This is a genomic window from Actinoplanes lutulentus, assembly GCF_003259845.1.
Taxonomy (GTDB): domain Bacteria; phylum Actinomycetota; class Actinomycetes; order Mycobacteriales; family Micromonosporaceae; genus Actinoplanes; species Actinoplanes lutulentus.
In genome coordinates this window covers 86,385-107,966 of sequence record NZ_QLMJ01000016.1, presented here as the reverse complement: position 1 = coordinate 107,966, position 21,582 = coordinate 86,385, and the positions used below count along the sequence as shown (strand labels likewise).

At 69.3% G+C, this 21,582-nt stretch carries 21 protein-coding genes; 8 read left to right on the top strand and 13 right to left on the bottom strand.

What is annotated here, in order from left to right; genetic code table 11:
- The first annotated feature begins 48 nt into the window (after positions 1 to 48).
- The gene (locus B0I29_RS30160; protein ID WP_111652507.1) at positions 49 to 417 is read left to right on the top strand and encodes an MFS transporter; all 369 of its coding nucleotides are present in this window, start codon (positions 49 to 51) and stop codon (positions 415 to 417) included.
- Here B0I29_RS30160 and B0I29_RS30155 read toward each other — a convergent pair.
- Together B0I29_RS30155 and B0I29_RS30150 are read right to left on the bottom strand one after the other, a co-directional pair.
- The gene (locus tag B0I29_RS30155; protein WP_111652506.1) at positions 369 to 1,217 is read right to left on the bottom strand and encodes an SDR family NAD(P)-dependent oxidoreductase; all 849 of its coding nucleotides are present in this window, start codon (positions 1,215 to 1,217) and stop codon (positions 369 to 371) included. The two genes, B0I29_RS30160 and B0I29_RS30155, sit on opposite strands and share 49 nt — an antisense overlap.
- Complete coding sequence (locus B0I29_RS30150; protein ID WP_111652505.1) at positions 1,214 to 2,713, bottom strand: flavin-containing monooxygenase; 1,500 nt, start codon at positions 2,711 to 2,713, stop codon at positions 1,214 to 1,216. The genes B0I29_RS30155 and B0I29_RS30150 overlap by 4 nt, the downstream gene beginning before the upstream one ends.
- 116 nt (positions 2,714 to 2,829) lie before the next feature.
- On the opposite strand from B0I29_RS30150, the gene B0I29_RS30145 reads away from it, so the two are divergent.
- The gene (locus B0I29_RS30145; RefSeq protein ID WP_181558041.1) at positions 2,830 to 4,059 is read left to right on the top strand and encodes a PucR family transcriptional regulator; all 1,230 of its coding nucleotides are present in this window, start codon (positions 2,830 to 2,832) and stop codon (positions 4,057 to 4,059) included.
- Between the two features lie 21 nt (positions 4,060 to 4,080).
- Here the strand turns inward: B0I29_RS30145 and B0I29_RS30140 are convergent, their stop codons facing one another.
- On the bottom strand, positions 4,081 to 4,944 hold the full coding sequence (locus B0I29_RS30140; protein WP_111652503.1) for an LLM class F420-dependent oxidoreductase: 864 nt from the start codon (positions 4,942 to 4,944) through the stop codon (positions 4,081 to 4,083).
- A gap of 75 nt (positions 4,945 to 5,019) precedes the next feature.
- Between B0I29_RS30140 and B0I29_RS30135 the strand changes: the two genes are divergently transcribed.
- Positions 5,020 to 5,571: a dihydrolipoyllysine-residue succinyltransferase component of 2-oxoglutarate dehydrogenase complex gene (locus B0I29_RS30135; protein WP_111652502.1), complete on the top strand. Its 552-nt coding sequence runs from the start codon at positions 5,020 to 5,022 to the stop codon at positions 5,569 to 5,571.
- Positions 5,572 to 5,634: 63 nt separating this feature from the next.
- On the opposite strand, the gene B0I29_RS30130 is transcribed toward B0I29_RS30135, so the two are convergent.
- Positions 5,635 to 6,894 carry a YhgE/Pip domain-containing protein gene (locus B0I29_RS30130; protein ID WP_111652501.1) on the bottom strand — a complete coding sequence of 420 codons (1,260 nt, stop codon included), beginning with the start codon at positions 6,892 to 6,894 and terminating at the stop codon, positions 5,635 to 5,637.
- Positions 6,895 to 7,018: 124 nt separating this feature from the next.
- Between B0I29_RS30130 and B0I29_RS30125 the strand changes: the two genes are divergently transcribed.
- A complete protein-coding gene (locus B0I29_RS30125) occupies positions 7,019 to 7,600 on the top strand; it encodes a TetR/AcrR family transcriptional regulator (RefSeq protein ID WP_111652500.1) in 582 nt (193 codons plus the stop codon).
- On the opposite strand, the gene B0I29_RS30120 is transcribed toward B0I29_RS30125, so the two are convergent.
- Positions 7,566 to 8,549 carry a GlxA family transcriptional regulator gene (locus tag B0I29_RS30120; protein WP_111652646.1) on the bottom strand — a complete coding sequence of 328 codons (984 nt, stop codon included), beginning with the start codon at positions 8,547 to 8,549 and terminating at the stop codon, positions 7,566 to 7,568. The two genes, B0I29_RS30125 and B0I29_RS30120, sit on opposite strands and share 35 nt — an antisense overlap.
- 67 nt (positions 8,550 to 8,616) lie before the next feature.
- On the opposite strand from B0I29_RS30120, the gene B0I29_RS45980 reads away from it, so the two are divergent.
- The 3 genes from B0I29_RS45980 to B0I29_RS30110 all read left to right on the top strand — a co-directional run bounded on the left by B0I29_RS45980 (position 8,617) and on the right by B0I29_RS30110 (position 10,891).
- Positions 8,617 to 8,967: a DUF6616 family protein gene (locus B0I29_RS45980; protein ID WP_181558040.1), complete on the top strand. Its 351-nt coding sequence runs from the start codon at positions 8,617 to 8,619 to the stop codon at positions 8,965 to 8,967.
- A complete protein-coding gene (locus B0I29_RS30115; RefSeq protein ID WP_181558039.1) occupies positions 8,964 to 9,626 on the top strand; it encodes an HD domain-containing protein in 663 nt (220 codons plus the stop codon). The genes B0I29_RS45980 and B0I29_RS30115 overlap by 4 nt, the downstream gene beginning before the upstream one ends.
- Before the next feature lie 131 nt (positions 9,627 to 9,757).
- The gene (locus B0I29_RS30110; protein WP_111652498.1) at positions 9,758 to 10,891 is read left to right on the top strand and encodes a glutamate--cysteine ligase; all 1,134 of its coding nucleotides are present in this window, start codon (positions 9,758 to 9,760) and stop codon (positions 10,889 to 10,891) included.
- A 3-nt stretch (positions 10,892 to 10,894) separates the two neighbouring features.
- On the opposite strand, the gene B0I29_RS30105 is transcribed toward B0I29_RS30110, so the two are convergent.
- The 4 genes from B0I29_RS30105 to B0I29_RS30090 form a co-directional block, all read right to left on the bottom strand.
- Positions 10,895 to 12,481: a peptide chain release factor 3 gene (locus B0I29_RS30105; protein WP_111652497.1), complete on the bottom strand. Its 1,587-nt coding sequence runs from the start codon at positions 12,479 to 12,481 to the stop codon at positions 10,895 to 10,897.
- Between the two features lie 93 nt (positions 12,482 to 12,574).
- Positions 12,575 to 13,078, bottom strand: coding sequence for a glutathione peroxidase (locus B0I29_RS30100; RefSeq protein ID WP_111652496.1), 504 nt, complete (start codon positions 13,076 to 13,078; stop codon positions 12,575 to 12,577).
- 52 nt (positions 13,079 to 13,130) lie between these two features.
- Entirely contained in the window at positions 13,131 to 13,457 is a 327-nt protein-coding gene (locus B0I29_RS30095) for an STAS domain-containing protein (RefSeq protein WP_111652495.1), read from the bottom strand.
- 224 nt (positions 13,458 to 13,681) lie between these two features.
- Positions 13,682 to 14,470, bottom strand: coding sequence for a GNAT family N-acetyltransferase (locus tag B0I29_RS30090; protein WP_111652494.1), 789 nt, complete (start codon positions 14,468 to 14,470; stop codon positions 13,682 to 13,684).
- An 84-nt stretch (positions 14,471 to 14,554) separates the two neighbouring features.
- Here B0I29_RS30090 and B0I29_RS30085 point away from each other — a divergent pair, with 84 nt between their 5' ends.
- The gene (locus B0I29_RS30085; RefSeq protein ID WP_111652493.1) at positions 14,555 to 14,923 is read left to right on the top strand and encodes a YciI family protein; all 369 of its coding nucleotides are present in this window, start codon (positions 14,555 to 14,557) and stop codon (positions 14,921 to 14,923) included.
- On the opposite strand, the gene B0I29_RS30080 is transcribed toward B0I29_RS30085, so the two are convergent.
- The 4 genes from B0I29_RS30080 to B0I29_RS30065 are packed head-to-tail and all read right to left on the bottom strand — an operon-like array spanning position 14,924 to position 21,287.
- The gene (locus B0I29_RS30080; RefSeq protein ID WP_245972820.1) at positions 14,924 to 16,141 is read right to left on the bottom strand and encodes a right-handed parallel beta-helix repeat-containing protein; all 1,218 of its coding nucleotides are present in this window, start codon (positions 16,139 to 16,141) and stop codon (positions 14,924 to 14,926) included.
- Positions 16,142 to 16,178: 37 nt separating this feature from the next.
- Positions 16,179 to 17,657: a dienelactone hydrolase family protein gene (locus B0I29_RS30075; protein ID WP_181558038.1), complete on the bottom strand. Its 1,479-nt coding sequence runs from the start codon at positions 17,655 to 17,657 to the stop codon at positions 16,179 to 16,181.
- 59 nt (positions 17,658 to 17,716) lie between these two features.
- The gene (locus tag B0I29_RS30070) at positions 17,717 to 18,424 is read right to left on the bottom strand and encodes a hypothetical protein (protein WP_111652491.1); all 708 of its coding nucleotides are present in this window, start codon (positions 18,422 to 18,424) and stop codon (positions 17,717 to 17,719) included.
- A 28-nt stretch (positions 18,425 to 18,452) separates the two neighbouring features.
- Complete coding sequence (locus B0I29_RS30065; RefSeq protein WP_181558037.1) at positions 18,453 to 21,287, bottom strand: NACHT domain-containing protein; 2,835 nt, start codon at positions 21,285 to 21,287, stop codon at positions 18,453 to 18,455.
- Positions 21,288 to 21,582 lie beyond the last annotated feature (295 nt).

Below are 21,582 nucleotides of genomic sequence, written 5' to 3'. Positions count from 1 at the left end.
AGCCGCGCCGGCGCGGGCAGCGACTATCTCGTCGCGGTCGCGCTGCCGATGATCCTCATCGGTGCGGGGCAGGGGCTGGCGTTCGCGCCGATGACCTCCGCCGGGCTGGCCGGTGTCGCCACTGCTGACGCGGGCGCCGCCTCGGGGCTGATCAACACCTTCCACCAGCTCGGCAGCGCCCTCGGGCTGGGGATTCTGACGTCGGTCGCCGCCACCGCCGTTCCGCCGGGTGCCGCCGCGCAGACGGCGCTCGTCGACCGGTTCGGCGCGGCGCTGACCGGTGGCAGCGTCCTGCTCGCGGTCGCCCTGCTGCTCGCCGCCGGCCTGATTGCCGCACACCCGCGCCGCGAGCGGCCGGGTCAGCCGGGTCAGCCGGACAGGGTTCGGCGTTCGAACAGGACGGTGAGCCGCGGGTAGAGCCGGGGCAGCAGCCGGACCATCAGGTCCACCGCTTTGACGTCGCTGCCGACCAGGATGCGGGGCTTGCCGGCCTCCACCCCGTTCACCACGATCCGCGCGGCCTGGTCGGCGGGCATCTTCAGCAGCTTGTCGTTGTAATTCCGTACCCTTGCCTGTCGGTCTTGACTGACCGCGCGGCCCTGCTGCTGGGCGTAGGCAAGCGACGCTGTCGCGATGTTGGTCTTGACCCCACCGGGGTGGACGACGGTGACCCGCACCGGATGGTTGTCGAGCAGCATCTCGGCGCGCAGGCTCTCGGTGAAGCCGCGGACGGCGAACTTGCTGGCGCAGTAATCGCTGCTGCGGGCCTGGGCCATGATGCCGTTGAGGCTGGACAGGTTGACGACGTGCCCGTCACCGGAGGCGATCAGGTGCGGCAGGAACGCCGTGGTGCCGTGGATGACGCCGAAGAGATTGATGCCGAGGGTACGGTCGTATGCTGCCTCGTCGTTCTCCAGAACGGTGTTCCCGAGCCCGGCGACGCCAGCGTTGTTGTAGAGCTGGTGCACCACGCCGAACTGCGTGACGACCGTGGTGGCGTACGCGTGCACGGCGGCCCGGTCACTGACGTCGAGTGGCGCGGCGTGCACCTCGGCGCCGATGGCTGTGATCTGGCCGGCGGTCTCGGCGAGGCCGCTCTCGTTGATGTCGGAGACGGCGAGCCGGGCGCCGCGGCGGGCGAGTTCGAGGGCCAGCTGCCGGCCGATGCCGGAACCGGCACCGGTGACCACGGCGACCTTGTCGCAGACGCTGCTCATGAGGGTGCTCCGATGCGATGGTCGGCGGAGTGGGCGAAATGCAGCTCCGGGTCGGTGACGCTGTCGGCGCGCAGCAGCTTCACGTCGGCGTGGTAGCTCATCGAGGTCAGCCACGGCATCCGGTCGCCCTGACGCGGCAGCTGGTCGACGGCGCGCCGGATGTACCCGGCGCCGAAGTTCAGGAAGGGCCGGGTCGGCATGTCCGGATCGGCGAGCTCGGGCCGGCAGATGTCGTACCCGTGCGCGTCCATGTGCTTCAGCAGGCGGCAGAAGTGCTCGCAGAGCAGGCCGATCTTCAGCGTCCACGAACTGTTCGTGTAACCGATCGCAAAGGCCAGATTCGGTACGCCCGACAGCATCATGCCCTTGTACGCGATCGTGTCCCGCAGCGCGACGGGCTCGCCGTCGACGGTGAAGCCGACGCCGCCCATGGCGTGCACGTTCAGGCCGGTGGCCGTGACGATGACGTCGGCCTGGAGTTCCCGGCCGGACTCCAGCAGCACACCCTTCTCGGTGAAGGTCGCGATCCGGTCGGTGACGATCTCGGCGTCGCCGCTGCGGATCGCCCGGAACAGATCACCGCCGGGCACCGCGCACAGCCGCTGATCCCACGGGTCGTACGGGGGGTTGAAGTGCTCGTCCACCGGATAGCCGGCCGGCAACTGCTGGGTGTTGACCCACCGGATCAGCCGCCGGGCCGCCTTGGGATAGCGCTGGCAGAGCCGCCAGACCGCGGTGCCTTTCAGGATGTTCTTGCGGCGCGTCAGGGCGTACCCTCGCTGTTCGCCGAAGATCCGGCGCAGCCGGTTCGCGAGAGCGTCCTTGGCCGGGACCGGCAGGATGTACGACGGGGTGCGCTGCAGCATCGTGACGTGCGCGGCGGTTCCGGCCATCGCCGGCACGAGGGTGACCGCGGTGGCGCCGCTGCCGATCACCAGCACCCGCCTACCGGTGTGGTCGAGGTCCTCGGGCCAGTGCTGCGGGTGCACGATCTGGCCGGTGAACCGTTCCCGGCCCTCGAAGTGCGGCGTGAATCCCTCGTCGTACCGGTAGTAGCCGGCGGCGCAGAACAGCCAGCCGGCGCTCAGCTGAATACGCTCGCCGGTGTCGGTGCGCTCGACGTCGACCAGCCAGCGGGCCTCGGCACTGGACCAGGCCGCCGCCACCAGCTTGTGGTGGTACCGGATGCGGTCGTCCAGGCCGTTCTCGGTCGCCGCCTCCCGCAGGTACCGCAGGATGCGCGGTGCGGACGCGATGGACTCCTCGTCGCGCCAGGGCTTGAACTCGTACCCGAAGGTGTGCAGGTCGGAGTCCGACCGGATGCCGGGGTACCGGAACAGGTCCCAGGTGCCACCGGAGGCGCCGCGGGCCTCCAGGATGGCGAAGGTCTTCGACGGCAGCTCGGTCGTCAGGTAACGCCCGGCCCCGATCCCGGAGATCCCGGCGCCCACGATCAGGACATCGAGGTGCTCGACCGGCGGCTGATCGGTGGTCATAACGGCACTCCAAATACGGGATCGGTACGGCTGGGTGCCAGCATGCGCGTCGCGAACCACCGGGCACCAGGACATCGCGCACCAGATTAGATGCCCCGCTGGTGCATACTGCTGCGATGGCATCGGAGTGGCCGGTCGTGTCCCCGCGAGTCCGGGAGTTGTTCCGGCGCGGCGCGGAGGTCGCCGCGAACCCCCGCGCCGACTGGATCGAAGAACTGCACCGGGCATCGCTGAGCGGCGCCCGGATGCGGGCGGTCGTCGACGACCCGGTGCTGGCCGCCGCGACCCGCCGCGCGAACCTGGCGAACCTGCTGCACTGGGCCGCGGCCAACGTCCGTGATCCCGGCGACCGGGTGCCGGTGACCTCCGGCCCGGAAGTCCTGGAAGCCGCCCGCGACCTGGTCCGGCGCGGCCTCGACCAGGGCGGCCTCGACGCGTACCGCACCGCGCAGAGCGTCGCCTGGCGCCGATGGATGGAGATCTGCTTCGACCTCGGCCCCAGCCCGGCGGACCTGCGCGAGCTGCTGGACATCTCGTCGCTGTCGATCAGCACCTTCATCGACGACACGGTCGCGGCCATCGCCGAACGGATGGCGGCCGAGCGCGCCGAACTGACCCGGGGCGCCCACGCCGAACGCCGCGCCACTGTCACCCTGCTGCTGGAGGGCGCCCCGATCAGCCGGGTCCGTGCCGAGGCGCAACTCGGTTACGGACTCACCGGGCCGCACACCGCGTTCATCCTCTGGAGCCCGGCGGCCACCGGCACCGGACCTCTCGAAGCCGCGGCCGAGGCCGTCATGCGGGCCACCGGCGCGGCACACCGGCTGACCGTGCTGGCCAGCGCCGCTGCCCTCTGGGTCTGGCTGCCCGCCGCCACCACCTGTGACAGCGCCGAGGTCACCGAGCGTCTGGCGCGCACTCCCGGCGTCCGGGTCGCGGTCGGCCGTCCCGGCACCGACGTCGACGGATTCCGCCGCAGCCACCTCGACGCCATCACCACCCAGCGCATGCTGACCCGGCTGGCATCATCCCAGCAGATCGGCCGTTACCGGGACGTCCAGCTCGTCGCCCTGCTCACGGCCGACCCCGCCCGGGCCGACGAGTTCCTCACCGACACCCTCGGCGACCTGCTGCACGCCGACGCGACCCTGCACGAGGCGGTCCGGACGTATGTGCGGGAGCTCGGCAACACCTCCCGCACCGCCGAACGGCTCTTCACCCACCGCAACACCATCCTGCGCCGCCTGGCCCGGGCCGACGAGCTGCTGCCGCGCCCGCTCGCCGACGACATCGTCACCGTCGGCGCGGCCCTGGAGGTGCTGCGCTGGCGCACCGGCTCACCCTGATCTCAGATCAAGATCCTGATCTCAGATCAAGATCCCAGCGAGGGTACGGAACGCGCCGGCCGGGAAGCTGCGGGCGTCGCCGCCGTTGAGCACCTGGATCGCCACCTCGTCCGCACCGGCCTGGTAATGCTTCTCTAGCCCGGCCGCGACCTTCTCGGGCGTACCCCAGGGGATCAGTGCGTCGACCAGGCGGTCGCTGCCGCCACCGGCGAAGTCGTCGTCGGTCCAGCCGAAGCGCCGCAGGTTGTTGGTGTAGTTCGGCAGGGTGAGATATCCGGCCGTGTACTGCCGGGCGGTGGCCCGGGCGGTCTCCGGGTTCGCGTCGACGACCACCGCGACCTCGGGGGCCAGCAGCCGGTCGGGTCCGAGCGCGGCGCGGGCCTCGGCGGTGTGCTCCGCCGTGGTGAAGTACGGGTGCGCGCCGGTTGACCGATCGCGGGACAGCTCCAGCATCCGAGGTCCGAGCGCCGCCAGGATCCGCGCCTCGGCGGGCAGCCCGGCAGCGTCGAGACCGTCGAGGTACGCCACCATCTTCGAGTACGGCTTGCGGTAGTCGGTGCCGTCGTTCTCCACCAGCACCGCGTGGCTGGCGCCGAGACCGAGCAGGAACCGGCCCGGATGGTCGTGCTGCGCGTCCTGGGCGAACACGGCCACCTCGGCCGGCGACGAGTGCCAGATGCTCACGATCCCGGTGGCGACCCCGATGCGCTTGGTGCCGTCCAGGATCTCCCGGAATCGTGGGTGGACGTTCTCCCCGAAGCCGCCGGAGAACCAGATCCGCGAGTAGCCGAGCTCCTCCAGTTCGATCGCGGCGTCGATGGCCGCGTCCTGACCGGCCTTGCTGAGGAAGAACGGTTGCCAGACGCTGACGAGTCGCTGTGTCATAGGAGAACCCTACGACTGTTCAGATCGTGCCCCGCGTTGCCGACGGTAGGAGCTCCCTCTTCTAGGAGTCTTCTCATGCGGATGCGCCGTACCGCTGTCGCTGTCGCCATGACCGTCGCGGTCGTGGTTCCCGCCGTGAGCACGGGCGTGGTCGCCTATGCCCAGGCGGGTTCGTCGCCCTCGACCGGTCAGGTGGTGGCGGCCAAGAAGCCGACCGCTACGCCTACTAAGAGCTCGGGTAAGAAGGTGAAGGCGACCTTCTCGGCGACGGGCACGGTGACCGCTGTCGATGCGGCGAAGGGTACGGTCACGGTCGCGGTGAAGGGTGGCACCAAGGACGTGAAAGGCCGGACCGTGACGATCGGTGTGCCGTCGAGCGTGCGGATCCTGTTGAACGGCAAGAAGGTCGCGGTGAGCGCGCTCGCCGCCGGAAACAAGATCACTGTGGCCGGCACCCGGATCGATGCGGCGTACACCGCTACGAAGGTGCAGGCGAGCGGGAAGGCCAAGCCCACGCCACGGCCGAGCGTCACGCCCACCACGCCGGCGCCGTCCACCGCACCGTCCGCGACGCCGTCGGCCGAGCCGACCGAGTCCGAGGACCCGGAGGCGGACGAGACGCCGTGACCGCTCTCCCGGATGCACGGGCCGCGGCTCGCGGGTGCCCGGCTGTGGCTCGCGGGTGCGCGGTCACGGCTGCGGTACGAGGACCGGCGCCGGCGTCGCGGTGACCGGATGCCGGGTCAGGCGGGGGTTGCGGTCGTAGAGCCACGCCGCGAGCAGGCCGAGGGCCGCTCCGGCGACGGCGCCGATGCCCAGCCGGATCCAGGCGTGGCCGAGGCCTGCCGCGCCGCGGGCGTCGAAGAACAGGATCGCGCGGACACCGTCCAGGACCGGATGCATCGCGGTGACAGTGGTGAGCGAGCGCAGCCAGCCGGGCAGCGCCTCCACCGGAACGGTGGGCCCGGAGGCCAGGGACAATGCCACGAAGAAGAACGTGTTGAGGAGCGCGCCCGGGCTGCCGAACGCCGCGAAGACCGACAGTGCCCCGATGCCGACGGCGACGATCGTGGCGGTGAGCAGCAGCCACAGCTCGACCGGGTGGCTCACCGGCACGCCGATCGCCGTCGTGGCGACCAGTTGCAGCAGGGCGGCCGCGAGGGGCGCGACACCGGCCAGGACCGCGAACTTCGCGAGCAGCGTGGTGACCCGGCCCGCCCACTGGTACGGGCGGCGGCTGGTCAGCGGGCCGAGTTCGCTCGGTGTGAAGCCGATCGCGGCGTCCAGGGACGGGTGGATCGTCGACGCGCCGATGAAGCCGATCAGGATCGCCACCAGGGCCAGGTAGAACGGCGTCAGGCCGTACCCGGACCTGGCCGGCAGCACCTCGTGCGGCACCGTCGACACGGTGAACGGCTCCCGCAGCACGAGTGACTGCGCGGGGGTGAGTGCGGTGCCGGCGGCGGCTCGCAGCTGGTCGCCGAGGGCGCGCTGGGCGGCGGCGAGCACGGGTCCGAGGTTGCCGCTCACCAGGCCGGCCGCCAGGCTGCCGTCGCCGGCGTTGGTACGCACGGTGACCACCGGCCGCACGATGGCGGCGTCGCCGGTCAGCGTGGACAGCGAACGCTCGAAGTCGGCGGGGATGACGACGGCTCCGTAGATGTCGTCGTCGGCGAACCGGGTGGACATCTCGGTGGCCGACATGGTGGTCATATCGAGTTTGTCCGGGTCGGCGCCGGCGCGGATGCCGTCGGCCAGAGCCTCGGCGGCACCGGCCGGGCCGCCGGGTTCCTGGGTGGCGAGCACCAGAGCGACCGGCAGCTTGCGCAGATGCCCCTGTGGGTCCGCGATGCCGCTCAGATAGCAGGCCGGCAGGGCGATGCTCAGCAGCACGATCATGATGACCGGAATCCGCCAGACGCGCGGATTGCGGAAGTGGCGAAGTCGCATTTCTGTCACCGTTCGTCGAGGCCCCAGGGCTCTCGGGGCCGTTCACCGAGATTTATACGCTCATCGGTAAACAGGTGTAAACCGTTGAGTGGGGCGTCACAGTAAACGCGTGTAAAGTGTTGGCGTGACGAGGACTCAGAACACCCGGGGGCAGGGCGAGCGACTGCGCGGGGAGCTGGTGGACGCCGCCTTCGGCGTGCTCGACGAGCAGGGTCCGGCGGGCGTGACCCTGCGAGCGGTCGCGCGCGCCGCCGGGGTCACCGCACCGGCCGTCTACCGGCACTTCGCCGACCTGCCCGCCCTGCTGGCAGAGCTGCGCCGGGACACGTTCGCGCAGGTCATCCAGGTCACCGCGGCCGCCGAGGACGGTCTGCCGTCGCCGGCGGCCCGGCTGCTGGCCCGCGCTCGTGCCTATGTGGAGCTGGGCCTCGCCCGCCCGGCGCGGTACGCCCTGATCTTCACGCACGTGCCGGGCTCCGACGCGCTGGCCGGCGCGGCACTCGACAAGATGGTGGAGCTGATCGCGGCCTGTGCCGCTGACGGATCCTCAGCCTCGGCCGACCCGCGCACCGACGCGGTCCACCTGCTGGCCGCCCTGCACGGCGTCATCGGCGCGCGGCTCTCCGCGCCCGGGTTCGGCTGGCCGCCACTGGACCGCACGGTCACCGAGATCACGACCCGCCTGACGTTGCTCCGGGCATCGTGACGCCAAAAGTCCGCCGGTAATGCGACGGGCTGGTGCGGGTGTGCGCGTGGAAATGCACCCGCAAGGATTCGGCCGAGCCGAAGCCGCAGCGGTGGGCGATCTCGTCGACACCCAGCGACGTGGTCTCCAGCAGAGCGCGAGCGCGGGCCACCCGCTGCAGGATCACCCAGTTGAGCACGCTGGTCCCGGTCGCCTCGCGGAAGCGGCGGCGCAGCGTCCGCGAGCTCAGGAGGCTGTGACCGCTGATCAGCTCCAGGGTGAGCGGCTCGTGCAGGTTGAGCTGGATCCAGGCGAGCAGCCGGGCGATGTCCGGGTCGCCGCGCGGAGTCATCGGCTCGATGAACTGTGCCTGGCCGCCGTCGCGGTGCGGCGGGCTGATCAGAAACCGGGCCATGTCGTTGGCCGCCGCCTGGCCCAGATCGGTGCGGAGCAGGTGCAGGCACAGATCAGTGCCGGCCAGCACGCCGGCTGACGTGTAGACGCCGGTGTCCGTCACATACAGCTCCGCCTCGCGGACCTGGACGGCCGGGTGGCGGTCCCGGAGCAGCCCGGCCCATCGCCAGTGCGTCGTGGCCGCCCGGCCGTCCAGGATACCGGCCGCTGCCAGGGCGAACGCGCCGGTGCAGATGGACACCATGCGGCTGCCCCGGGCGTACGCGGCACGCAACTGCTCGACGAGGGCCGGGTCCGGGGGCACCGACGGATCGTCGACACCGGGCACGATCACCGTCCCGGCCGACGCGATGCGCTCCAGCGGCTGAAGGTCACGGGGCACCAGCGGTCCGTCGATCGGGCCCGCGCCGGCCACGGCCAGCGTGTACGGGTTGGCCGCGGCCAGGTGCTCCGGCCAGCGGCCGAACACCTGGATCGGCACGGCCAGGTCCAGCGCGACCGTGCCCGGCTGGACCACCACCGCGACGTTGGCCAGATCCTTGGGATCAATGTCCATCAGGCCATCGTACGGGGGCCAGCCCCGCTCGTAGCGTGGTGCCACACCCCGAGAGAGGACACCGACCATGTACGTCGTCGTTGAGATCTGGACACCGAAGCCGGCCTTCCACAGCGCGGACGAAGCCACCCGTTCCGCCCTGTTCGCGGGTATCCGCGAGGCGATCAAGCAGCTCGCCGGGATCGGCGTGGTGACCCTCGGCTGGGGCGCCGCCGATCAGGACGTCGCCTACGCGAGCCCGCACCAGTGGTTCGCCGTCTGGCAGGCCCCGTCGCGGGAACTGGCCGCGGCCTTCCTGGCCGGCGTCGAGCAGTCCGGCTGGTACACGTACTTCGAGCAGACGAACCTCGCCGGCGAACTGCGCGACGCCGAGACGGTCATCGCGGACCACGTGGCGCTGACGGAAGCCGTACGGTGAAGGACCTGACCGCTCTTCCGGAGCTGATCGGCAGCTGGCCGCGCACCGCGGCGGCCGAGGCCGCGCTGCGGCTGGCCACCGAGCACTCGCCGGCGTTCCTGCTCAACCACAGCGTGCGCAGCTACTTCTACGCGCGCAGCATCGGCCTGGGGCGGGGACTCGTGGCCGGGGCCGACTACGACGACGAGGTGTTGTTCGTCGCCACCGTGCTGCACGACATCGGCCTGACCGGGGAGGGCGACGGGCCGAACCGGTTCGAGGTGGACGGTGCCTTCCGGGCCGCGGAGCTGGCTCGCGAGTACGGCTTGCGGGAACCGGCTGTCACGCTGATCTGGGACGCCGTCGCGCTGCACACGTCACCGGGCATCGCCGCGCACAAGCGGCCCGAGGTCGCGCTGGCGCACTTCGGCATCGGTGCGGACATCTTCGGGTTCGGCGCCGAGGAGGTGGATCGGGCCGTGCTGGAGTCCGCCCATGCCGCGTTCCCGTGGCTGGACCTGCGGGAACGGCTCATCGAGACGGTGGCGCGGCAGATCGATCACCAGCCGTCGAAGTGGGCGCCACTGTCGTTCGTCGAGGCCGCGTACCGCCGGGCGCGACCGGAGAACCCGTTCCCCGGCATGGACGAGCTGGCGGCCGCTCCGGTGCTGCCGGGCTGAGATGGTGGAGGGTGGCGGCGAGCCACCCTCCACCGCGTCGCGGGCGGGAGGAGTGGGGCTGGCCACGGCCCATCGCATCGATCGGAGTTGACGGGTAAGATGTGAATCATGATCATCGGCGGGGCCGGTTCATGACCATTGACTTCGGCTCCTCGGTGAGGTCGCGTCTCGGCATCGAGTGGGAGATTGCGTGCGTCGACCGGCGCAGCGGTGAGCTCGCCCCGGCCGCGCCGGAGCTGCTGGCGAAACTCGGGCCCGCGGAGTCCTTCCCGCACGTGACCGGTGAGCTGCTCACCAACACCGTCGAGATCGTCAGCGCGCCGCACCACCGGACCCGGGACGCCGTCGACGACCTCACCCGGCTCGTCGAGCGGGTCAGCGGGTTCGCCGAGCCGATGGGCGTCGACCTGCTGTCGTCGGGCACGCACCCGTTCAGCCAGTGGTTCCAGCAGCGGGTCACACCGGACAATCCGCGATACGACACGCTCATCGACCGTACCCGATGGTGGGGCCGGCAGATGATGATCTGGGGCGTCCACGTCCATGTGGCGGTCGAAGACCGCCGCAAGGTCTTTCCCATCATCGACGGGCTGCTCAGTTACCTGCCGCACTTCCAGGCGCTCAGCGCGTCGAGCCCGTTCTGGGCGGGGGAGACCACCGGGTACGCGTCCAACCGCGCCCTGATGTTCCAGCAGCTGCCGACCGCCGGGCTGCCGCCGCAGTTCACCGACTGGGGACAGTACGAGTCGCTGGTCGCCGACCTGAAACACGTCGGCGTCATCGAGGAGCTCAACGAGCTGCGCTGGGACATCCGCCCGTCGCCGAAGTGGGGCACGATCGAGGTGCGCACCTTCGACGGCATCCCGACCGCCCACGAGATCGGCGCGATCGCGGCGCTGACCCAGTGCCTGGTCGAGCACTTCTCCCGCGAGCTCGACGCCGGGCGCGAGGTGCCGAAGATGCAGCCCTGGTTCGTCCGGGAGAACAAATGGCGCGCCGCCCGGTACGGGATGGACGCCATCATCATCCAGAACGCGGCCGGCGACGAACGGCTGGTCACCGAGGACCTCGGCCACCTGCTGCCGGCCCTCGCCCCGATCGCCGACGCGCTCGACTGCGCGGGCGAGCTGGAGCACGTGCACGACATCATCCGGCAGGGCGCCAGTTATCAGCGGCAGCTGAAGGTCGCCGCGGCCAGCGGCGGAAGCCTCAAGGCCGTCGTGTCGTCCCTTGTGAGGGAACTGCACGACGGCCGGCCCGGCTGAGGGTCAGTCGTCGAGACGCAGGTCGGGGTGCCGGCCCGCGACGGAGCGCATCCGCCACCGGTGCGGGAAGAGCGCGAGCAGGGCGCCGTCGCGTACCCGGGTCATGACCTCGACGTTCGACTCGGTCCGCAGGATCTCCCGGCCGGCCTCGTCGGTGCGCGCCGCCACTTCGTACGGAAGGTGGTTGAGCTGGGTCTTCACCCCGAACTCGGCCTCCAGGCGGTGGGTGGCCACCTCGAACTGCATCGGGCCGACGGCCGCGAGCACCGGGGACTGGTCGCCACGCTGATCGGAGCGCAGCACCTGGACCACGCCCTCGCCGTCGAGCTGTTCGATGCCGCGCCGGAAACGCTTGAACGCCGCGGTGTCCGAGGTGCTCACCACCGCGAAGTGCTCCGGCGGGAACGACGGCAGGGCCGGGTACTTCACCGGCTCGCTGACGTAGAGGGTGTCGCCGATGCCGAGCGCGGTCGCGTTGACCAGACCGATCACGTCGCCGGGGAACGCCTCGTCGATCGTGTCGCGGCCCTGGCCGAAGATCTGCTGGGCGTACTTCGTGGTGAACGGCCGACCGGTGTCGCCGTGCGTCACGAGCATGCCGCGCTCGAAGCGGCCGGAGCAGACGCGTACGAAAGCGACCTGGTCACGGTGGGTGCGGTTCATGTTCGCCTGGATCTTGAAGACGAACCCGGAGAACGCGCTGTCGACCGGCTTGTCGGTCCCGGACACCGTCGGTCGCGCCGACGGCGGCGGCGCCAGCTCCAGAAGAACATTCAACAGCTGTCGTACGCCGAGGTTCGCCACCGCCGCGCCGAACAGCACCGGCGTGCTCCGGGCCGCCAGGAACTCCTTGTCGTCGAAGTCCGCGCCGGTCATCGCGAGCAGCTGCAGTTCCTCGTTCGCGGTCTCCCAGTCGGCGCCGTAGAGCTCGGCCGCCGCCTCGGGGCTCATCTCCTCCTCGATGGCGAGGTCGGCGCCACCGGGGGAGCGCTGCATTCGGGTGAACACCTCGGTGCGGCGGTCGATCACGCCGCGGAAGTGCCCGGCGATGCCGACCGGCCAGGTCAGCGGCGTCGGCTTCAGCCCGATCCGCTCCTCGATCTCGTCCATCAGGGCGAGAGCGTCGTGGCCGGGCCGGTCCCACTTGTTGATGAACGTGATCACCGGGATGCTGCGCTGCCGGCACACCTCGAACAGCTTCAGCGTCTGCGGCTCCAGGCCTTTCGCCGCGTCCAGCAGCATGACCGCGCTGTCCACCGCGGTCAGCACCCGGTAGGTGTCCTCGGAGAAGTCGGCGTGGCCGGGCGTGTCCAGCAGGTTGATGACGACGTCCTGGTAGGAGAACTGGAGCGCGGCCGAGGTGACCGAGATGCCACGCTCCTGCTCCATCGCCATCCAGTCGGACACGACGCCCCGGCGGTCACCCTTGCCGTGCACCGCGCCGGCCTGCCCGATCACCCGGGCGTGCAGGGCGAGGGCCTCGGTCATCGTGGACTTACCGGCATCCGGGTGCGAGATCACCGCGAACGTACGCCTCCGGCCCGCCTGTGCGGCAACCCCCGCCGACGACGCCAGCACGTTCTGACTCACGATCCGCTCCCCATTTTTTCGACGATCCTGTAGGTGACTCTATGTCGTCGCCTGCCGTGACCGGTCTCACCCACCCCGGGGTCAGGGCGTCGCTTATTTGACCGCCGGCAGCGCCGCTTCGATGGCGGAGACCACGGCGGCCTCGTCGGGGCTGGTGCGCGGGCCGAACCGGGCGACGACACTGCCGTCCGCACCGATCAGGAACTTCTCGAAGTTCCACCGGATGTCGCCGGTGTACCCGTCGGCGTCCGGCTCGGTGGTCAGCGCGTCGTACAGCGGGTGCCGTCCGTCGCCGTTGACCTCCACCTTCTCGGTCATCGGGAAAGTCACGCCATAGGTCGCGCTGCAGAACTCGGAGATCTCCTCAGCGGTGCCGGGCTCCTGGCCGGCGAACTGGTTGCACGGCACGCCGAGCACGCTGAAGCCCTGGTCGGCGTACCGTTTGTGCAGCTCCTCGAGCACCGCGTACTGCGGGGTGAGCCCGCAGCGTGACGCCACGTTGACGACCAGGGTGGCGGTGCCGCGGAACTGGGCGAGATCCAGCGGCTTGCCCTGGAGATCGGCGATCGCGACGTCGTAGATGACCGGCTGGGTCATGGAGCCCTCCTGGGGTTCTGATCTTGGATGCGAATCGTAGCGCCGGCGCCGGTCAGCCGCCGAGACCGAACGCCGCCGACAGGCCGGTCACCGCGATGGCCTTCGCCACCGGCGGCGACGGGTGGATCAGGGTCAGCGTGACGCCCGCCGCGGCGGCGGTGTTGCGGGCGCTGATCAGCGCGCCGAGGGCGTACGAATCGATCAGATCGACGCGGGAGACGTCCACCTGCAGGAACCGGCACTGCGAGGCCTGCGCGGCGGCCGCGAGGTTGTCGCGGACCTCGTCGGCGTCCGCGAGGTCCAGCTCCCCGGCCAGCGCGGCGCGCAGGGTGATGCCGTCACTGCTGGTCTCATACATGATCAACGCGTTGCCCGACATGTGTCGACCGTATCGGCCCGGCGCCCGGCCCGCCTGGTGAGGGTCTCCTGCGTGGGGTCAGCCGGAGCCGCTGCACTGGGGTGCGGCGTACCTGCCCTCGGCGGTGGTGGAGGCGAGCAGCTTGCCGTCCACGGTGATGGTGCAGGTCACCGGTCCGGCGTCACCGCCGTCCTTGCGCTGCGCGATGAGTACGAACGGCGGCCACCCAGCGCCCGCTGGGACGTCTACTTCGGTGGGTTCCAGTGGTAGTGCCTCGATGTCGTGATTTCCTGGAAGCCGCGGCGGCGCAGGATGGGGGCGCTCTCCGGTGACGCGTCGACGTGCAGCAGCCGGAAACCGCGGGCGGCCGTTTCCTGGGCCCGGGCGGCGAGCAGTGCGCCGTACAGGCCACGCCCGCGCCACTCCGGCAACGTCGTGCCGCCGAGCAGCGCGACAAAGTCGGAGCCCGAGTGGTAGATCACCCAGGCGGAGCTGACGACCCGGCCGCCGGCCTCGGCGACCAGGATGGTCATCTCGTCGGGGCCGGCGTCCACCCGGGTAGTGAGGTCGTCCTCGACCCAGGAGCAGTCGAACCCCCACACCGCGGTCTGCTGCTCGGCGATCCGGCGCATGTCCGCGGGCTCGCTGACCTGGCGCAGCACCACACCGTCGGGCAGGACCGGCTCGGCCGCGACCTCCTCGGCCATCCCGATGAGCACCGCCGACGGTTCCCCGGCCACGAAACCGGCCGCGACCAGCCGCTCGGGAAGATCCGTGGGCAGGTCGTGGCCCCGCACCTTCCACTCGACGCCCTCGCCGCGGGCCTGGAAGTAGTCCCGCTGCCGGGCGATCAGCCGGTCCAATGCGGCACCGGTGACACCGATGTCGCGCGGTGCCCGGACCCGCCCCACGTGCGCGCCGACCACCCGCAGGACCGGTCCGTCGTGCTCGTGGGTCACCCCGGCCGGGACGGCACCGGGCGGCATGCGCATCTGCGCGTCATAGGCGGCCAGCAGCGTTGCGGTATCGACCATCGCCACATCATGCCCGAGTCGGGCACCGCCGGCTGTCCGGTCGCATACTGGTCCGGCTGACCGCGACTCGGAGGGAGTCATCCGATGACCCACTACCTGATCTCGTTCGACGACGGCGCGATGAGCCACATCCGCGACGAGGACTGGCCCGACGTCGGCAAGGCCTCGCACGCGGTGGTTCAGGAGGCCATGGACGCCGGGGTCTGGGTCCTCGGTGGTGGCGTCGAACGGCAGACCGCGACCATCGTGGCCACCGACGGGACGATCGCCGAAGGCCCGGACCCCGCCGCCAAGGTGGCCGTCGGCGGGTTCGCCGTCGTCGACGTGGCCACCCGCGAGGAAGCCCTCGCGTGGGCCGCGAAGATCGCCGCCGCCTGTCGCTGCGCGCAGGAGGTCCGGGAGATCATGCCCGACGCCGATCAGGAGGCCTGGCTCCGCCAGACCCGCAGGTGATCAGATCTTCGCCCCCACCGCTGATCCGTTCGCCGGGACGAGGAAGCTCGACGACGGGATCGAGCCGTCCGCGGCCCGCGCCCCGGTGATCACCGATGTGCTGGTGCTCAGCAGCGTCCAGGTCCCGCCGATGTTCCACGAGTTCCCCGAGGCGGTGGACTTGCCGAGCGCCACCGCGGTGCCGTTACCGGACGCGAGGTTCGCGGTCAGCTTCGAGGTCGAGCCGCCGTCGACGTCGAAGCCGGTCTTGACGTTCTTGTACGCCGTGGACCGCCCCACCGTGATCGCCCCGGTGTTCCCGTTGTCGGTGAAACCGTGCGCGGCGTTGCTGAACGCCATGCTGTTGCTGACGGCGTGGCTCGCGGCCGGCCCGGTGCCGCTGCTGCCGCCGAGCTTGAAGCCGTTGCCGTCGCCGGAGAAGTTCGGGATGCTCCAGCGGTTGTAGCCGTTGCCGTACGCGATCGAGTTCTGGATCGTGATCGGTGAGCTGAAGCTCCAGGCGTCGAATCCGTCGTCGACGTTGTTCCACAGCCGGGCGCCGCGCACGATGTTGCCGGTGCCGCTGCCCTCCTTGATGCCGAGGCCGTCGGCGCTCTCGCCGTTCTTGCGCGGATCACGGTTCTGGTAGCTGTCCAGGTTCAGGATTAGGTTGTTCGCCGAGGCGCCCTGCAGCTGGAACCCGGTCTCGTAGTTGTCGTGCACGACCAGCCGGTCGAACGTGTTGTTGTTGCATTTGTTGCAGTACACGCCGTAGGGCCCGTGGGTGATCTCCAGGCCGGACAGCTTCCAGTACGACGCCTCCATGTGGATCGCGCCGCGCTGCGCGGCCGGGATCGAGGAGCCCACGGCGCCCGGGGTGTATCCCAGCGCCTCACCGTCGATGATCACCTTCTCGCTGTTGTAGGCGGTCAGCGTGATCGGTGCGGCGGCCGTGCCGCTCTTGGTGATCTGAATGTTGCTGGTCAGCGCATGCGTGCCGCCGCGTACCGCGATCGTGCCGCCGGCCGCGACCGCGCCGATCGCTTTCTGGATGGTCGCGAACGGGGCGGCGAGGGTGCCGGCGTTGCTGTCGCTGCCGGTCGTCGCGACGTAGAAGGTGGTGGCAGTGGCGGCGTCGGCCGTACCGATCGCGGCGATGCCGGCGCCCGCCACGGTGAGGACGGACGCCGCGGTGATCGCGGCTTTCTTCAGCAGCGTGCGGCGAGAATGTGTGGTCACAACCGGACAAGTGGCCGCCGGACGCGAAAAGGTTGCCTCAGATGAGGGGCAGCGCTACCGCGAGCGGCCACGCCACGACGATCGAGCCGGTCAGCGCGATCACCCAGGCGGATACCGCGAACCGGTTCAGGATCGCGCTCCACACCGCCTGCCACAGCATCAGGCCGATCAGAGGGAACAGCGCCAGGATCACAAAACCGTGGGTCAGCCCGGTGACGGCCGCGGCCGCCAGGACGATCACGAAGACCGCGGCGATCGCGAGCAGGCTCAGCGCGTCGCCTCCGGCGACACGTTCGCCGCCGTAGGCGAGCAGGGCAAAAGCCAACCAGAGGATCAAAAGCAACCACCAGCGGTTCCCCACCGGCCAGGCGTGGGTCATTCCCACATGCACGGGTACGGAAATAGCGAGCACCGCATACGGTACGGCGAGCAGCAGACGGGGACGGCTGATCGCGGTTTTCGTCGATGCGGGGCGGGTCCTCGCGTACGCGTACAGAAGGACTCCGGTGACGGCCGCGTACCCGATGACGTATCCGGCGATCGCCAGCGGCAGCCGGGTCGTCGGCAGGAACCGGGCGATCACCGCGCCGATCACTGCCGCGACGGCCGCCACCGCTGTGAGCCGGGCTGTCGTCGCGATGCGGGCCTTCATCGGCCGCGGTTCGGCCGCCGGGTTTCCCAGACGCGGCCGGGGATCGTTGGCCGGGTCGGCGAGCAGCGCGACGAGCGGATAGAAGCCGATCAGGAAGGCCAGCACCAGCAGAACCGTGCCGGCGAGGCGTCGCGCCGGGAACGGGATCGATGCGGTGTCGCGGTGCCGATCGAAGCTGGAGTCGAGCCACGTGACTGTCTCACGGTGCGCCTCCGGGGCGTACAGAATGGAGATGTGCTCGACGCCGGGGACGATCCGGACCGCGCGGTCGCCGCGCTGCGCGGCGACCGTGGAAGCGACCCAGCGGAAGCCGGAGAATTCCAGGGCGCCGGCTATGGTGAGCAGGCGTGCGGGTCCTTCGGGGGAGGCGACGGCGTCGTCCGGCAGCGAGATCGCCACGGTCGCTGTGACGTCGGGGTGCGCGGCGGCGTAACGGGTGACGGCGCCGGCGCCCATCGAGTGCCCGACCAGCGCGACCTGGGCGGGGTCGACGTCGGGCAGGGAGCGCAGGTGGGCGAGCGCGACGCCGAGATCGTGCTGCAGGGCACGGGTGGACGCGTCGGTGCCGGCGGCCTGATCCGGCAGGGGTGTGGTGTTGGCGCCGTGGCCGGTGAAATCGAGCAGGACGACCACGTAACCGCTGGCCGCGAGGGTGTCGCCGAACGGCGCCATCAGCTTCGCCGACCCGGAGAATCCGTGCGCGACGACGACTCCGGGGTGACGGCCGGTGGTGGCCGGGTGGACCACGTCGAGCGGGACGCCGGCAGAGGTGACGTGCTCGCGGCGCAGGTCGTGAGCGGCACCGGCGATCAGCCAGCCACCACCGGTGACGAGGACGAGCAGGAGGAGCAGGGTGCGTTTCACGGAGCTCTCCCTGCGATCATCCGGCGGAAGCCGGATGGTACCGGGGCCGCGCACGGACCTCACATGCCGACGGCGGCGTTGAGCTGGTCGATGCCGTGCTGGGCCAGAACCTGCACTTCATTCCGTGCGGCAGTCGCGGCGATGGGCATGAGGAACCCGCGGAGTGCGGCGACGGCCCGGCGCACCCGGCGTGGCTCCGGCTGAGGCCGGCTGACCTCGGCGAGGACCTCATTGGCGGCGTCCTCGGCATCCTGCCGGTCGTCCGGGTCCAGGCCGTACGCGGGGAGTCCGGCGAGGATCGTGGCCACGGCGTGGGCCAGCGGCTCGAACCCGGGCGCGATCTCCGTGACCGTGTGGTTCTGCGTCACGTCGCGATTACCCCATGCCCATTGGCCTCCCTGGGTATTGCCGTGAAATACCGGTCCCTGGTTGATGGTCGGCCCGTAACCACGCTGGTTGCGGAGGTACTCTGCCACGTCGCCCTTCCAATCGGTGGCGCAATCTATGCCGTCGGTGGTGATGTCCGCCCGGATAGGACCCCGGATCTGGGGGACGACGGCACCCTCGATCAACTTCTTGTGGGCGAGGTACTCGGCCGCGTCCTGTACCTCGCTCGACGAGAAGGGGACGTTCTCCCACACCGCGGTTTCGTCGTTGGCGAACTCCGCCGTGATCGGCAGATAGACGTTGGCGATCCGCTGCTGATAGAACCAGCGCAGAAGGCTGTTGCGGCAGGCGCGGGAACGCTGTTCGGGACTTTCCGGCACGGGATATTCCTCGGGTAGATGATCTGGATCAAAGGCTGTTTCCGATAATCGACAGGCGGTTGGAAGCATTGAGCTGGGCGCGGTCACGGATCGGGCGCAACGCGTTGTCAATGGCGGATATCCGATCGCGGTAACGCAGTGTCAGAAAATAGGACTGCGCAACGAGAAAGGCGAGAGCGGCGACGGCTACCGGCCAATTCGTCCAGCTGGCGACGGCACTCAACGCCAATGTTGTCAATCCGCTGACGGAGACCGCGGCCCAGAGCGCCACCGCCCACGGGTACCTGCCGACGAATTTCTCGAGGAAGTCCACAAGCGGATCGGCGAAATTGAAAGCGTCGAAGATGTCGTTGATGAACGCGAAGAACGCGACAGCCAGAACCGGAATGACCAGGATGGTGAGAACCGCGCTGAGGCCGGGCGGACCCCAGGGCCAGACGCCGGCGACGGTGCCGACAGCGCGGCCGATGCCCAGCACGATGAGGCAGGCGACCAGGAGTCCGACCGACAGGTACGCACACGACTTCAGAAGCCGGGGCTTCGCCGGGTCGTCCTGGACGGTGAGCCACTGCTCCTTCGACGCCTTCGGCCGGAAACGGCAGAAGACCCGGACGATCGCCTCGACGTAGGTCCGGTCGTCCATCATCCGGATGATGCGCTTGCGGTACGGCGAGACGTGGTGGGCGTCCAGGACGTGGTCGCAGACGGAGGCGACCCGAGCTGGCATCGTGGTCTGATAAAAGGAACTCAAGGCGCGTTCACCCGCCAGCCAATGCGGAAACTGCCGGACGTTGAGACCGAGAGAGCCGAATTCCCGCATGAGGTCCTCGCTCGGTGACGTGTCCACGGGCTTCAGTTCGGAAACCGCGGCAATGATTCCTAACGGAATGGCCAGTCGAGGGTCGATCTGCTTGACCTCGGAAGGAATCTCCTGGATGAATCCTCGATCGACGAGATAGGCGACACGGCCGACGATGATTTCGAACTTGGTGGAGGCCCCGTTGCTGAACGGCTGCCACACCCAATCAATCCTTTTGCATTCGGTCCGGACGCTGACGTCACTGAGACGCAGATTCGCCTCGATTTCCGAATTCTGCATGAGAGCGGCAAGATGCCACGCCGACCGTACTGCTTTGGCGTCGTCGTTCCAGAGCATGGAGGTGAGCGCTTCGCTGGCCGCCGGTGTGCCGACGACGGCCAGGTCGTCGAGGGCTTGCAGCGAACCTGCCCAGGCCGCGGACGTCAGCGCGGTGATGGCTTGCTCTCCCATGGACCGTAGCGCCGCGCGTGCCTGCGGATCGCCCGCTGCGGCGAGCTCGGAGAGGAAGGCGGCGGCGCGGGGGAGCCGGGTGCCGGCGAGGGCGGCCATCGACCATCGCGCTCCAGGTTCCTCGCCGCCCTTGGCTTGATCGACGAGAAGGTTGAACGTGAACTCGCCGCGCGGCCTGCCGTCCGCGGCGACGGCTGCGAAAGCGGCCGTCACCGCCCTTTCGTCCCAGCTCAGGGACGTCGTCGCCCGCATCGAGTCGACGATCACCTCACGGGCGAACGTGTCGTCGATGCGTTTGGCCTCCGCCAGGCACTCCAGGGCGAGGATCTGGTCCCCATGACTTGCCGAGTTGAGGATCGTGCGTACGACGTCGGTGCAGTCTCTGCTGGAGGCTCCGCACCAGAGCTTGACGGTCTCCCGCCACGCGGGCCGATCGGCGAAGTAACGCTGCAGCAGCGTCTCCGGCTGGGCGGTCAGCTCGACCGCGGCCAGGTACTCCTGGAGGGTGAGGTGCGGAAAGGCGTACCGGGAGCTGCGCCTGTCGAGCTTCACGAGGAGCTGACTTCGCTGATCGATCTCGTCGATCAGCAGCTTCGCGTGCTCCGGGCCCAGGTTGAGGTCCGGCAGGATCCGCTTGGTGATGGCGATGAGCTCGGCGCCGTCGATCGATCGCCGGTCAGGGCGGGTCGTGGGGGTCTCCTGCAACGTCAACGCGATCTTCTGCAGGACGGCGAGCTTCTCCTGCCAGTCGTATACGGAGATCGCGTTGTGGCGTGCCAGGTCATGATCTCGTTTGAGGAGGTGGTCGATGGCCATCTCGTAGAAGGCTGGTCGATTCCCGGGCAGGCTACGCCCGTTTTTCGCGAGAACTTCGGTGTGAATGTAGGCGATCATCGTCAGTAGTAACGGACTCGCCGCCAGGCGCATCAGATTCTGATTGTGCTGAAGGTCGTAGAAAAGCCTGGTCGAATCCGCGTCCGTCATGTTCGGCCAGTTCGTCAGGAACCGTCGAATGTTGGCATCGTCGAAATCCGCGACCTGCACGTGCTCCATGAATTCCGTCTGCAGCTGGCCGGAATAAGCGGCGGAACGACAGGTCACCAGCATTTGGCACCCTGAGTACTTTCGCGCGAAGTCCCTCAGTAGCATCGACACGCGATTCTGATCCTCCTGGCTCACCTCGTCCAGGCCGTCGAGCAGAAGTGCCAGCTTGCCCTCGCGGAGCGAGATGTCCAGGAGAGCGGGGTTCATGCGGATGTCGTTGCGGGACAACTCCTCATGGATCATCTGATCGAGTGTGGTGTTGTTGGCATTGCAGCGATGGAGGTCGATCAGGACCGGCAACCGGGCTGACCTTGGGGTGCTCTCACCAGCCCAGATGAGCATCGAATGCTTGAGCAGCATGGATTTTCCGGCGCCGGGTGGGCCAAGGATGACCACCCGCATCTGACGGCGTAGCCACTCGTAGACGTCTTTGCGTTCCTCGCCGGCCTGATATTCCAGGGGCACGTATATTTTCATCACGTCGACCGTGCTCGTGGCGGTCTGTTCGTTGACGAAGCCGAGGCGGTGACGTGCGAAATTCTCCTTCACGGCTCGGCGGTACCGTCCGACGAGCCGCTTGGGTAAGAGTCGCCCTGAAGATCCCCGGGCGAGACGTATGGCAGGCCACGACGCGTGCCACAGGCTTTGGCGATCCATGGGCCGTATTATGTTTATTTGATCATGTTGGAGCAACTTACTGGTGGAACTGTAAACGTGATCTTACTCAGCGATATGCAAACAAGATCTAAAAGGCGGACTTCGCGAGTGTGACTCGCATTTAAAGTGGCATTGCGCATTGCCTGATCTTGTGTGCTGGCGGATTTATGGATCATTGGCTCGGGGA

Coding starts and splice junctions, on each gene's coding strand:
- B0I29_RS30150 (WP_111652505.1), bottom strand. CDS start 2,713: ATGACCACCGATCAGCCGCCGGTCGAGCACCTCGATGTCCTGATCGTG.
- B0I29_RS30155 (WP_111652506.1), bottom strand. CDS start 1,217: ATGAGCAGCGTCTGCGACAAGGTCGCCGTGGTCACCGGTGCCGGTTCC.
- B0I29_RS30160 (WP_111652507.1), top strand. CDS start 49: ATGATCCTCATCGGTGCGGGGCAGGGGCTGGCGTTCGCGCCGATGACC.
- B0I29_RS30135 (WP_111652502.1), top strand. CDS start 5,020: ATGCGGATGCGCCGTACCGCTGTCGCTGTCGCCATGACCGTCGCGGTC.
- B0I29_RS30120 (WP_111652646.1), bottom strand. CDS start 8,549: ATGGACATTGATCCCAAGGATCTGGCCAACGTCGCGGTGGTGGTCCAG.
- B0I29_RS30145 (WP_181558041.1), top strand. CDS start 2,830: ATGGCATCGGAGTGGCCGGTCGTGTCCCCGCGAGTCCGGGAGTTGTTC.
- B0I29_RS30090 (WP_111652494.1), bottom strand. CDS start 14,470: ATGGTCGATACCGCAACGCTGCTGGCCGCCTATGACGCGCAGATGCGC.
- B0I29_RS30085 (WP_111652493.1), top strand. CDS start 14,555: ATGACCCACTACCTGATCTCGTTCGACGACGGCGCGATGAGCCACATC.
- B0I29_RS30110 (WP_111652498.1), top strand. CDS start 9,758: ATGACCATTGACTTCGGCTCCTCGGTGAGGTCGCGTCTCGGCATCGAG.
- B0I29_RS45980 (WP_181558040.1), top strand. CDS start 8,617: ATGTACGTCGTCGTTGAGATCTGGACACCGAAGCCGGCCTTCCACAGC.
- B0I29_RS30095 (WP_111652495.1), bottom strand. CDS start 13,457: ATGTCGGGCAACGCGTTGATCATGTATGAGACCAGCAGTGACGGCATC.
- B0I29_RS30140 (WP_111652503.1), bottom strand. CDS start 4,944: ATGACACAGCGACTCGTCAGCGTCTGGCAACCGTTCTTCCTCAGCAAG.
- B0I29_RS30100 (WP_111652496.1), bottom strand. CDS start 13,078: ATGACCCAGCCGGTCATCTACGACGTCGCGATCGCCGATCTCCAGGGC.
- B0I29_RS30130 (WP_111652501.1), bottom strand. CDS start 6,894: ATGCGACTTCGCCACTTCCGCAATCCGCGCGTCTGGCGGATTCCGGTC.